This is a genomic window from Caulobacter sp. BP25 (genome assembly GCF_002737755.1).
GTDB lineage: Bacteria > Pseudomonadota > Alphaproteobacteria > Caulobacterales > Caulobacteraceae > Caulobacter.
The window spans coordinates 303,812-315,643 of sequence record NZ_PEGH01000020.1; the positions used below are offsets into that span (position 1 = coordinate 303,812).

The 11,832-nt window shown below is 68.1% G+C and carries 9 protein-coding genes; 4 read left to right on the forward strand and 5 right to left on the reverse strand.

Features of this window, described 5'->3' with window-relative positions; genetic code table 11:
• The first annotated feature begins 55 nt into the window (after nucleotides 1–55).
• The 3 genes from ileS (at nucleotide 56) to CSW59_RS20335 (ending at nucleotide 4,321) form a co-directional block, all read left to right on the forward strand.
• Complete coding sequence (ileS, locus tag CSW59_RS20325; RefSeq protein ID WP_099445770.1) at nucleotides 56–3,001, forward strand: isoleucine--tRNA ligase; 2,946 nt, start codon at nucleotides 56–58, stop codon at nucleotides 2,999–3,001.
• A 116-nt stretch (nucleotides 3,002–3,117) separates the two neighbouring features.
• A complete protein-coding gene (gene lspA, locus CSW59_RS20330) occupies nucleotides 3,118–3,639 on the forward strand; it encodes a signal peptidase II (protein WP_201722879.1) in 522 nt (173 codons plus the stop codon).
• A 112-nt stretch (nucleotides 3,640–3,751) separates the two neighbouring features.
• A complete protein-coding gene (locus tag CSW59_RS20335) occupies nucleotides 3,752–4,321 on the forward strand; it encodes a DUF3035 domain-containing protein (RefSeq protein WP_099445772.1) in 570 nt (189 codons plus the stop codon).
• A gap of 62 nt (nucleotides 4,322–4,383) precedes the next feature.
• Here CSW59_RS20335 and CSW59_RS20340 read toward each other — a convergent pair whose 3' ends face one another.
• Genes CSW59_RS20340 through CSW59_RS20350 form a run of 3 tightly spaced genes read right to left on the reverse strand, consistent with a single transcriptional unit; the run spans nucleotide 4,384 to nucleotide 7,355 of the window.
• Nucleotides 4,384–5,286: a TraB/GumN family protein gene (locus tag CSW59_RS20340; RefSeq protein WP_099445773.1), complete on the reverse strand. Its 903-nt coding sequence runs from the start codon at nucleotides 5,284–5,286 to the stop codon at nucleotides 4,384–4,386.
• Between the two features lie 56 nt (nucleotides 5,287–5,342).
• Entirely contained in the window at nucleotides 5,343–6,284 is a 942-nt protein-coding gene (locus CSW59_RS20345; protein WP_099445774.1) for a TraB/GumN family protein, read from the reverse strand.
• A 57-nt stretch (nucleotides 6,285–6,341) separates the two neighbouring features.
• Nucleotides 6,342–7,355, reverse strand: coding sequence for a TraB/GumN family protein (locus tag CSW59_RS20350; protein ID WP_369825805.1), 1,014 nt, complete (start codon nucleotides 7,353–7,355; stop codon nucleotides 6,342–6,344).
• Between the two features lie 137 nt (nucleotides 7,356–7,492).
• Here CSW59_RS20350 and mutL point away from each other — a divergent pair, with 137 nt between their 5' ends.
• Nucleotides 7,493–9,406: a DNA mismatch repair endonuclease MutL gene (mutL, locus tag CSW59_RS20355; protein WP_099445811.1), complete on the forward strand. Its 1,914-nt coding sequence runs from the start codon at nucleotides 7,493–7,495 to the stop codon at nucleotides 9,404–9,406.
• A gap of 9 nt (nucleotides 9,407–9,415) precedes the next feature.
• Here mutL and CSW59_RS20360 read toward each other — a convergent pair whose 3' ends face one another.
• Nucleotides 9,416–10,624: a hypothetical protein gene (locus tag CSW59_RS20360; RefSeq protein ID WP_099445776.1), complete on the reverse strand. Its 1,209-nt coding sequence runs from the start codon at nucleotides 10,622–10,624 to the stop codon at nucleotides 9,416–9,418.
• A gap of 71 nt (nucleotides 10,625–10,695) precedes the next feature.
• Complete coding sequence (locus tag CSW59_RS20365) at nucleotides 10,696–11,793, reverse strand: hypothetical protein (RefSeq protein WP_236632284.1); 1,098 nt, start codon at nucleotides 11,791–11,793, stop codon at nucleotides 10,696–10,698.
• Nucleotides 11,794–11,832 lie beyond the last annotated feature (39 nt).

Here is an 11,832-nt window from a genome sequence, read left to right on the forward strand (position 1 = left end):
CGCGCCGGGTTTTCCCGCCCCCTTCCGACACCCCGCTAAAGCCGGACACCTATCCATGGCCGACGACGCCACGCCCGCCCGCGACTATCGCGAGACCGTCTTCCTTCCCGACACCCCGTTCCCGATGCGCGCGGGCCTGCCCAAGAAGGAGCCCGAGATCCTGGAGGGCTGGGCCGCCCTGTCCGACAAGGGCCTGTACGGCGCGGTGCGCGCCAAGCGCCAGGCTGACGGCGCGCCGATGTATGTGCTGCACGACGGCCCGCCCTACGCCAATGGCGCGATCCATATCGGCCACGCGCTGAACAAGATCCTGAAGGACTTCGTGGTCCGCTCGCGCTTCGCGCTGGGCTACGACGTCGACTACGTGCCGGGCTGGGACTGCCACGGCCTGCCGATCGAGTGGAAGATCGAGGAGAAGTTCCGCAGCCAAGGCCGCCGCAAGGACGAGGTCCCGGCCGAGGAGTTCCGCCGCGAATGCCGCGCCTATGCCGGCGGCTGGATCGAGGCCCAGAAGACCGAATTCCAGCGCCTGGGCGTGCTGGGCGACTGGTGGAACCGCTACGCCACCATGGACTTCAGCTCGGAAGCGACCATCGTCGCCGAGTTCCATAAGTTCCTGGCCAGCGGCCAGCTCTATCGCGGCTCCAAGCCGGTGATGTGGAGCCCGGTCGAGCGCACGGCCCTGGCCGACGCCGAGATCGAGTACCACGACCACGTCTCGCCCACGATCTGGGTGAAGTTCCCGGTTCGTGGAATCACGACGGGATCGGAGGAGGCGGCTGACGCTCTTCTGCCACTCCACAAGGCCTCAGTAGTGATCTGGACCACTACGCCTTGGACGATCCCTGCGAACAGAGCTGTCTCGTACAACCCTGAAATCACATATCGGCTCTATGAAGTCGTGGCTCTTGAAGAGGGGTTAGACTTCGCGCCGTGGACGCATCCCGGCGATCAGCTGATCATCGCCGAAAAGCTGGCCGAAGACGTGATGAAGGCGGCAAAAGTCTCAAGCTTCAAAAAGCTTCAAGAGGTCAACTGCCAAGGCCTGAGACTTAATCATCCGCTGAGCAATCTAGACACCTACTACCGGTTCCCCGTCCCCATGCTGGCCGGCGACCACGTCACCGACGACGCCGGGACCGGCTTCGTCCACACCGCGCCGGGCCATGGCGCCGACGACTATCTGGTGTGGCTGAAGAGCGGCTACAGCCTGGACGCCATCCCCGACACCGTCGACGCCGACGGCGCCTACTATCCGCACGTGCCGCTGTTCTCGGGCCTGAAGGTCATCGAGACCGAGGGCAAGAAGGTCGGCAAGTTCGGTCCCGCCAATGGCGCGGTCATGGACAAGCTGATCGAAGCCGGCAACCTGTTGGCGCGTGGCCGCGTCGAGCACAGCTATCCGCACAGCTGGCGGTCCAAGGCGCCGGTGATCTTCCGCAACACCCCGCAGTGGTTCATCCGCATGGACCAGGCCGTGGCCTCGCTGGACGGCAAGACCCTGCGCGAGGTCGCGGTCCAGTCGCTGGCCGACACCGCTTTCCACCCCGACGCCGGCCGCAACCGCATCGGCGCCATGGTCGAGACCCGTCCCGACTGGCTGATCAGCCGCCAGCGCAACTGGGGCACGCCGCTGGCCATGTTCGTGGACAAGCACACCGGCCAGCCGCTGAACGATCCCGAGGTCAACGCCCGCATCCTGACGGCCATCCGCGAGGGCGGCGCCGACGCCTGGTTCACGCGTCCGGACGCCGATTTCCTGGGCCATCACGACCCGGCCCAGTACGAGAAGATCACCGACATCCTCGATGTCTGGTTCGACAGCGGCTGCACCCACGCCTTCACGATCGAGGGCCGGGCCGACAGCCACTGGCCGGCGGACCTTTATCTGGAAGGCTCGGACCAGCACCGCGGCTGGTTCCAGTCCAGCTTGCTCGAAGGCTCCGGCACCCGTGGCCGCGCGCCCTACAAGGCCGTCCTGACCCATGGCTTCACCATGGACGAGAACGGCGAGAAGATGTCCAAGTCCAAGGGCAACACGGTCGAGCCGCAGTCGATCACCAAGGAGTCCGGCGCGGAAATCCTGCGCCTGTGGGCGGCCATGGTCGACTATTCGGAGGACCAGCGGATCGGCAAGACGATCCTGGCCACCACGACCGACGCCTATCGCAAGCTGCGCAACACCATGCGCTACCTGCTGGGGGCTCTGGCCGGCTTTGATGAGGCCGAGCGCGTCACCGACTACGCCGACTTCCCGCCGCTGGAGAAGTACATCCTGCACCGCCTGTGGGAGCTGGATGGCCAGGTCCGCGAGGCCTACGAGAGCTACCGCTTCTCGGACGTGATCCGGCCGCTGATCGAGTTCTGCCAGGGCGACCTGTCGACCCTGTTCTTCGACATCCGCAAGGACAGCCTCTACTGCGACGCGCCCACGGCCCTGCGCCGCCGCGCCTATCGCACGGTGCTGGATTACGTCTTCGACCGCCTGACCATCTGGCTGGCCCCGCTGGCCAGCTTCACGATGGAAGAGGCCTGGACGACGCGCTTCCCCGAGGCTGGTCCGGTGACGCTGCGGGTCATGCCGCCGCGCGTCGACGCCTGGCGCAATGACGCCGAAGCCGCCCGCTGGGCCAAGGTCGAGACCGTCACCTCGGTGGTGACCGGCGCCCTGGAGGTCGAGCGCCGCGAAAAGCGCATTGGCTCGGCGCTGGAGGCCGCGCCGGTGGTGCATGTCGCCGACGCTGATCTGCTGGCCGCCTTCGAGGGCCTGGATGCGGCCGAAGTATTCCGCACGTCTTCCGCCACGCTGGTGGCCGGCGACGGCGGCGCCTTCCGCGTCGAGCAGGTCAAGGGCGTCTCGGTCGATCCCAAGCTGGCCGAAGGCAAGAAGTGCGCCCGCTCGTGGCGGATCCTGCCGGAGGTCGGAACCGATCCGCGCTATCCGGAGCTTAGCCTTCGCGACGCCGACGCCGTGGCCCATTGGGACGCGACGCACAGATGATAGTCTCCCTCTCCCATGGGGAGAGGGGTAGGGGTGAGGGGGTAAACCGTCAGCCGGTGTAACCCCTCACCTCCCGCCGCCTTCGCGGCGGGTCCCTCCTCTCCCTCTGGGAGAGGATTTCAGAACGGGGGACGACGAGCTTGAAAATCACCCGCCTCGGCTGGACCGCCTACGCCGTCGCCGCCGCCGTCCTGGTTCTGGACCAGATCAGCAAGCTCTGGATTCTTGGGGTCCTGGGGCGCGAACAGGGCGCCAGCGTGCCGCTGCTGGGCCCGCTGCACCTGACCATGGTCCATAACTACGGCATGAGCTTTGGCCTGCTGAAGAACAGCGACTGGGGCCGCTGGCTGCTGATCGGCTTTTCGATCGTGGTGGTGATCGGCCTGGCGATCTGGGTCCGCAAGGCGACGCGGCTGCTGCCCGTGATCGGCATCGGCATGATCATCGGCGGGGCCATCGGCAACAACCTGATCGACCGGGTGCTGTATGGCTATGTCGTCGACTTCATCGACGTCTCGCGGCTCTATTTCCCCTGGGTGTTCAACATCGCCGACTCAGGCATCTCGGTCGGGGTGGCGCTCTTGCTGCTGGACAGTTTCCTTTCCGAAGAGAGCAAACTGTCGCACCAGACCCAGTAGTTTTGGCCGATTGCCGCCGCAATCGCGTGAGACATTGGCGCCCGCGCGAGGATGTCGTATCGAGAGCGTCCGAATTTTGGGCCGGGGGTCGGCTCTGCTGGAGCATGGTTTGATGAGTTTCAACCGGGTCGCCGCTGTTAGCGCCCTGACCGTCGTGGCCGCCATCGGCCTGGCCGGCTGCACCTCGACCAAGAAGGCCCTGGGGATGGACAAGGTCGTCCCCGACGAATTCCGCGTGGTCAGCAAGGCCCCGCTGGTGGTGCCGCCCGACTATTCGCTGCGTCCGCCCGCGCCCGGTGAGCCGCGCCCGCAGGAGCTGCAACCCGAAAGCGCCGCCCGCGCCGCCCTGATCGGTCAGAGCAACGCCGCCGGCCGCTCGGAAGGCGAAAAGCTGCTGGTCGCCCGCGCCGGCTCGGACAAGGCCGATCCGCTGATCCGCTTCGTCGTCGACGACGAGAACGGCGACCTGGCCCACAAGGACGAGAGCTTCGCCAGCAAGGTGATGTTCTGGAAAAAGGATCAGACCAAGACCAACGTGACGACGGCCGCCGAAGCCGGCGCCAACGCCCCGATGGAAGTCGACGCCGCCGCCGAAGAGGCTCGCCTCAAGAAGCTGGTCGGCACGGGCGGCGTGGTCATCAGCCGCGAAAAGAAGGGCGGCATCAAGCTGCCGGGCCTCTAGAGGCCGGACTTCACCGAAATGCAGAACGGCCCGGATCCTCGCGGTTCCGGGCCGTTTTCGTTTCAGTCGTCCAACCGCGCCGGTGTCTCGATGACATAGCCGCGCCGACGCAGCTGATCGAGCACGCCGCCCTCGCGCAGCAGGGGCGTCATGCTGACGAAAGCCACCGCGCCCTCACGGCGCTCCAGCATGCCCGCGATCGCCTCCGCCATGCCGGTCTCGCCAGCCGCCAGCGAGTCCTGCAGACTCCTGATGGCTTGAAGACAGGGGTCGTAGGCGGCCGGACCGACCAGCAGCGCCCTCACGTCGCCGTTCATCCAGGCTTGCGCCCGCTGCTGGCGCTGCGCCGCCGGGTCACGCGGCCGGATCGCCCAGCGAACGCAGTTGAGGCTGTCGCCGCCGCCCGCCGCGAAACCGACCCTCATCGCCTGGGCCTGGTCGCCGGAGATAAACACCAGCTTCGCGCCCAGCCGACGCGCCTTCCCCTCGAGATCCAGCGCAATCCCCGGCACGGGCTTGGCGCGGCTTTCGAGGTCGGTCTTGATCAGGATGCCCGCGAAGTTGGGCCGAAACCTGCCATAGAGTTCGACCTTCTGCCCGGCTGCGGCGGCGATCTCTGTCAAGCGCGCGCGCTCGGACTCGGTCAGCTCGACCAGCCAGTCGCGGTCGGCTCGCACCAGCTCGCGCGAGAAGTTGGTCTGGCTGGAGCGAATGGCGATGACGCGTCGCGTCGCCTTCACCCGGCGATTGAAAGCCTTGTCGTCCCAATTCGCCGAGGCGGGTACGGACACGCCGACGCCCAATACCCAAACCTTGGCGTCGCCCTTGCTGACACTCCACCAGGCGGGGCCCGGAGTGCGGGCGTTGACCACCAGCGCCTCGACCAGGGCGGGTTGGTCCACGTCCTGAGCCCAGGCGGGCGCCGCGCCGAGCGCCAGCATCAGAGCGATCAAAACGGCCTTCACGAGCGTCCCCGCCTCAACCTTGAGACTGTGATCTCAGAGCCGAAGCGGGCGCGCCGTCAATCCCCCGGCGTCCGCACGGTGATCCCACGCGCCCGCAGCTTGTCCAGCACGCCGTTCTCGGCCACCAGACCGCGCATCTGGTAGTAGGCCACGGCGTGGCCGGGGGTCTTCAGCAGGTTCGCCAGCGCCTCGACCTCGTCGTCCACCGACTGGCGCTTGGCGTCAGAGACGCCGGGCAGGGCCAGCTCGCAGCGTTCGGCGCCGCGCGGTCCGGCCAAGGCGTCCTTCACCCGTCCTTGCGCCCAGGCGTCGGCCGCAGCACGCGCCGAGGCGGGGCCGACCTCTGTCAGGTCAAGGATTTCCGAAAGACAGGTCAGGCCCGCGTCCTCGTTATGCCCCCGGACCAGACCCTTGATCATCGGCATGGCCTTGTGGGTTCCGGCCGAACGAACCTTGACCCCTCGCCCGCGCGCGGCGCGCTCGATGGCCTTGTCCGGCTCGGCGGTGTCCATCCTGGCCTTTTTCGTGCTGGCGCCCGCCAGCTTCAGGCCGACGAACAGCGGCTTCCAGGTCTTCCAGCCCTCCGGCTTCTTGGGTTCAACCGCCGCCCACGCGCGGCCGGTGCGCGCGGCCAGCGCGGGTTCGCGCGCGGCCCATGCCCCGTCGCCCCGCAAGCTTCTGGCCAGCTTCAGCATGGCCGGGATGTCGGTCAGACCCGCCCGCCACTCGGGCGGCGTCAGCAGGGCGAAGGCACCGTCCAGGCGGCGGTCCAGCACGGACCTGTCCCAGGCCATGCCCTTGGGCAGGGCCGTCGGCGTGCCCAGGACGTAAATCGTGGTGTCGGCGTCGGAGACGCGCCACCAGGCCGGTCCCGGCAGCTTGGCGCTGACCACCAAGGCTTCCACCACATTGGCCTCGGGATCGTCGATCGCCTGCGCGTTCGCCGAAGACGCCAAGGCGGCTCCGGCCAAGGCCAGGCCGATTAGAACTGCTCGCATTTCCCCTCCCCGTGTCGAGGCTCAACCTTCGCGGGACCGTGTGGCGGAAGCTTGGCCTTATTCGGGCGCGGTCACGGTGAAGCCCTTGGCGCGCAGACGGTCAAGCACCCCGCCTTCGGTCAGCAGCGCGCGTAGCTCGATCACCGCCACCGCCTTGCCAGGCTTCTTCAGCGCCGAGGTGATCGCCCCGACCGCCTCGTCCTGGCCATCCTTGAACTGGCGCGCGATCCAGGGCGTCGAGGCCAGGCACCGCTGATAGCCGCGCTCGGCCGCGACCACCGCGCGTACCTGCCCCTCGGCCCACTGGTCGGCGGTCTCGCGCACGCCCGCCAGACCGTTCTCGACCTCCTTCAGGCCCGCGTCCAGGCACAACTCCTGCAGCGGCTGAGGGGCGTCGGCCAGAGACTTGACCATGCCGATCAGGTCGTAGTCGTCCAGCTTCTTGACGCGCGGTTGGACGGCGATGTCCTTGCTCTTGGCAAGGTCGCGGAAGCGATCCACGGACTTGCCCAGGCTGATCGAGACCCCATCGCCGCCACGGCTGTTGGCGACGATGAAGCCCGCCAGCGCGGGCTTGAGCTTGTCGTACTCGTCCGCCTTCTTGCCCCTCGCCTTCAACTGCCTCTCGAGCCGGGCGCGCAGATCAGGCGGCAGGGTGTCACGCATCGGACGCTCCACCATGAACTCCTTGCCGCGCCCGGGGATCAGACCCAGCAGGCTAAGAATTCTGACCTCGGGCTGCTGGCCGATGATCAGCACACTGGCGCCGTCCAGCCGACGGCGCAGCACCGAGTCGTCGAAGTCCAGCTTGTCCGGCATGAAGGCCGGAACGCCCATTACATAGACCGTGGTGTCGCCGTCGGCGACCTTCCACCAGGCTGGCCCTGGCAGGCGCGCGTTGACGATCAGTTCCTCGACCAGGTTGGCCTGGCTGTCGACGGGCGTCAGGTCCACGGGCTTGGTCTGATGGATCGAGACCTCGTTCTTGCCCTGAACCTGAGCGAAGGCGCAGCCGCCGCACAACAACGAAAACGCCAGGCCGGCGGCGGCGAAACGGGTCAGGGTCACTATCTGTCTTCCTCGAACGGCGGCGGAATCGAGCTAAGCTTCCCGATCTCCCTTCTGGTTGGCTGATCGGCTTTCGTTCGACAACTTAAGGAGTTGCAATGTCGGCGGGTCCGCCGGCCTGCTTCGTGAAAGTCCGCTTGATGCCCATCCGCCGCCTGCCGCCCGAGACCGTCAACCGCATCGCCGCCGGCGAGGTGGTCGAACGGCCCGCGAGCGCGATCAAGGAGCTGGTCGACAACGCCATCGACGCGGGCGCCACGCGGATCGAGGTCGAGGCCCATGGCGGCGGCCTGACCCGCATCCTGGTCGCCGACGACGGCTGCGGCCTGTCGGCCGAGGAGCTGCCGGTGGCCATCGAGCGCCACGCGACCTCGAAACTCGCGCCCGACGCCGACGGCCTGTGGGACCTCTTGCGCATCCACACCATGGGCTTCCGGGGCGAGGCCCTGCCGTCGATCGGCTCGGTGGCGCGGCTGCAGATCAGCTCGCGGGCCAAGGGCGAGAAGGACGCCTTCTCGATCCTGGTCGAGGGCGGTCAGGTGGGCGACGTCGCCCCCGCCGCCTTCCCCGGTCCGCACGGGGCGCGGATCGAGGTGCGGGATCTGTTCTACGCAACGCCAGCCCGCCTGAAGTTCATGAAGTCCGAACGCGCCGAGGCCCTGGCGATCACCGAGGAGATCAAGCGCCAGGCCATGGCCAATGAGAGCGTCGGCTTCTCGCTGGACATCGACGGCCGCCGGGTGCTGCGCCTGCCGCCCGAGCATCCGGGACCGCAGGGGCGCCTGGCGCGCCTGGCCGCCGTGCTGGGTCGCGAGTTCCAGGAGAACGCCCTGGAGATCGACCAGCTCCGCGACGGCGTGCGGCTGTCGGGGTTCGCGGGGCTACCGACCTACAACCGGGGCAACGCGGCCCACCAGTACCTGTTCGTCAACGGCCGTCCCGTGCGCGACCGCCTGCTACAAGGCGCCCTGCGCGCGGCCTATGCCGACTTTCTGGCGCGCGACCGTCACCCGACCGCGGCGCTCTATGTCACGCTCGACACCGCCGAGGTCGATGTGAACGTTCACCCGGCCAAGGCCGAGGTGCGCTTCCGCGATCCGGCTTTAGTGCGCGGCCTGATCGTCGGCGCGCTGCGCCACGCCCTGGCCGGCGCCGGCCACCGCGCCTCGACCACCGTGGCGGCCCAGGCCCTGGACAGCATCCGCGCCCAGCAAAGCCCGTTCCCGGGATATCAGCCGGGACCCTCGCCCGCCGGCTTCTCGGCCTGGCGCGAGGGCGGCTGGACGCCGCCGACGCAGAGACCGATGGATTTGCCAGGGCTGAACGAAGTGTCGGCGCGGGTAGAGCCCAGCTACTCGCCTGGTTTTGGGGGCGAACTGGCCGAGGTGGCGCGCGAGGCCTACGCGTCGGCCGCGTTTGAGGATCGTCCGATCACGGACTACACGTCAGGCGCCGCGCCCTTCGACCCCGTCGACTATCCCCTCGGCGCGGCCCGGGCCCAGGTGCACGAGACCTACATCGTCGCCCAGACCCGCGACGGCATGGTCATCGTCGACCAGCACGCGGCCCACGAGCGCCTCGTCTATGAGCGGATGAAGGGCGAGATGGCCGCCGGGGGCGTGGCCCGCCAGACCCTGCTGCTGCCCGAGGTCGTGGACCTCGATCCCGCCGAGGCCGAGCGCGTCGTGGCCCGCGCCGAGGAGCTGGCCAGCCTGGGGCTGGTGATCGAGAGCTTTGGTCCCGGCGCGGTGCTGGTCCGCGAGACGCCGGCCCTGTTGGGCAAGACCGACGCGGCGGGCCTGATCCGCGACATCGCCGATGATCTGGCCGAGAATGGCCAGGCCCTGGCCCTGAAGGAGCGCCTGGAGGAGGTCTGCTCGACCATGGCCTGCCACGGCAGCGTCCGCGCCGGCCGCCGCCTAAACGGGGCCGAGATGAACGCCCTGCTGCGCGAGATGGAGGCCACGCCCCATTCGGGCCAGTGCAACCACGGCCGTCCGACCTATGTCGAGCTGAAGCTGGCCGACATCGAGAAGCTGTTCGGGCGGCGGTAGGTCGCGGCGCTAGCCCAGAACCACCGGCGCGCCCTCGGCGGCGGCGAGCGGCCTGTCCAGCAGGTCGGTGATGGCGCGGCCTTGGACGCGAGTGATGCCGCCGGCCTTGCACGCCTCCAGCTCCGCGCGCGAGCCAACGCCGGCCACGCCCTGGAGCACCATCTTGCCCTCGTAGAGACTCTTGCGCTCAGCGAACTTCTGAATCGCGCTCAGACGGTCGAACTCGGTTTCGCCGGTCAGCAGCAGGGTGACGCTGTCGATCAGCTCGGGCGGTAGACCGTGGATCGGGAAGGTGCCGTCATCGACCCGCAGATCCAGCAGGGCGAAGCTGCCCTTCAGGAAGGCGCGGATCTGCTGCAGCATGCCCAGCGACGCCTCGCGCGGGGTGCCGTAGACCGTCGCGGCCAGGCGCGGCTGCTGGTCCAGCGGATAGCGCGACAGACGGCTCTTATAGGACTCCTGGGCTGACGGCGTGGTCAGGTTCCAGAAGCCGAACGGCACGTGGATTTCGCCAAAGGTCGCCGTCTTCAGCGCCGCCTGGGCGTCGGTCAGGCAGATCAGGTCGCGCTTGAGGAGCTTGTCGTCGTCCTCCGGCGGAGGCTGGACGAGGTCAGCGCGCATGCCGATCAGCGAGCCGGCGAAAGCGTTGGCGGAAAGATCAAAGACGCCCCACCAACCGGTCTGTGGCGGCGGCGGTGGGGCCTTCACCGGGGGAGCGGACTGGGCGGCCTTGTTGGATTTCTCGGTCGGCGGAGCCTCGGCCTTTTCGGCGGCCAGGGCCTTGGCTTCGGCGCGGGTGCTGGGCACCGACTCCACGGCCTCGGCGGTGATCACGTGGACCCGACCAGCCGCGCCGCCATAGCCCTTGCCAGCGACGAGGCCCGCCAGGTCCTGCTGCGACAGGCTGGCGAACTTCAGCACCGCCGTCTCGTCGCCTTCGAAGGTCATCAAGCAAACCTGGCCGCCCTGGCGACCGGGGAACAGCACCGTCTCAAGCTCGCCGGCCAGCGCCTGCATTTCCGTGGGATCGAACGTCTCGACACGGTTATCGGCCAGGACGAAGGCCAGCGGCGCCACGGCGCCGCACTTGCGAGGCGCGCGCCAGCGGGCCTTGAGGAAAGCGTCGGCCACGGCCTGCGCTTTCGACTTGGGCACCTCGCCAGGCTGGCTCTCGCCGCCGGGATTGAACAGGATTCGGAGGCAGGCGATGGCCGTCATGTTTGCAACACTAGGTAGGAATCCTCGCCAATTCGTTGAGGGCTCCAGCGAAACGCAGGCGGCCGCGTTTCTTACACGGCCAGCGGAAGTTCATCGATCGGCGTTTCCTGCTCGGCGACGGGCGTCGCGAATAGACCGCTGATGAAAGGTCCCTTGACGGTATTGGCCCCCATTCGCCGCGCCAGCTCCAGCTCACGCGCGTTGCGGACCCCCGCCAGACCCTGCCGCAGGCGACGCCCGGCATAGACCTTCCGGTCGTTCAGGAAGCGATGGATTTTCAACAGGCGCGACTTTTCGTCGTCGCCCTCGAGCTGCAGGACGATGCCGTACGCCAGCCCTTCAGGCACAGCCTGGCAGTAGAAGCCGGGGTCGTGGACCTTGAGAAAGACACGGGCGAAGTTGGGCTGGACCAGATCGCGAAGCGGAGCGATCGCCGAGAACGGAAGATCGCGCGGCACCTCGTAGACGACCGCCGCCAGGCGTTCGCGGACGTTGGGCGACAGCGCCGTCAGGCGCGCCTGGTAGCCGTCGCGGATGCCCGCGCGAACCACGCTCCACATCCGCACCCCGACCCACGCCTTCAGGGTCGGATCAGCCTCCAGCGCCGCGACGGCGCGGTCGAAGGCCAGGAGATCGTGCTCGGCGAACTCGGAATCATCCTGCGGCTCCGGCGCGCCGGGCTTGCGCACGACCATGATCTCGGAGCTCTCGAACTTCTGGTTTGCCAGGTTGTAGACGCCCCGCCAGCCCAGATGGATCGGTGTAGGCGCCTCGACCTTGGGCTTGGCCGCGACCTTGCGGGGCGTCGAGCCCCAGCTCGCCAGCTCCTGCACGCTGTCGCCACGGATCACGCGCGTGCGGCCCTCGGGCGGCGGCGGCTTGCCCCCGCGCATGGCCAACAATTCTTCCTCGGTCAGGGTGGAGAACTTGAGGACCTGCTCCTCGTCGCCCTCGAAGGTGAGCATGCAGAGGTCGTCGCGCCCTTGCGTGCCAAACAGCCGCAGCTGCAGCTCGGACGCCATGTGACGCAACTCCTCGCCATCCAGGTATTCGGCATTGGGATCGACCAGCACATAGGCGCCAGGCGCCACGCGGCCATAGCGCCTGGGGGGCGGCCAATGAGCGTCGATATAGGCGGACGAGGTCTTGTCGATCTTCGCCGGAGTCACGCCCTCGACGGCCGATTCACGCGCGCCGTGTTCAATGCA

Excerpts from the sequence above, each read along its gene's own strand:
- ileS (WP_099445770.1), top strand. The coding sequence starts at position 56 with ATGGCCGACGACGCCACGCCCGCCCGCGACTATCGCGAGACCGTCTTC.
- mutL (WP_099445811.1), top strand. The coding sequence starts at position 7,493 with ATGCCCATCCGCCGCCTGCCGCCCGAGACCGTCAACCGCATCGCCGCC.
- CSW59_RS20335 (WP_099445772.1), top strand. The coding sequence starts at position 3,752 with ATGAGTTTCAACCGGGTCGCCGCTGTTAGCGCCCTGACCGTCGTGGCC.
- CSW59_RS20345 (WP_099445774.1), bottom strand. The coding sequence starts at position 6,284 with ATGCGAGCAGTTCTAATCGGCCTGGCCTTGGCCGGAGCCGCCTTGGCG.
- CSW59_RS20360 (WP_099445776.1), bottom strand. The coding sequence starts at position 10,624 with ATGACGGCCATCGCCTGCCTCCGAATCCTGTTCAATCCCGGCGGCGAG.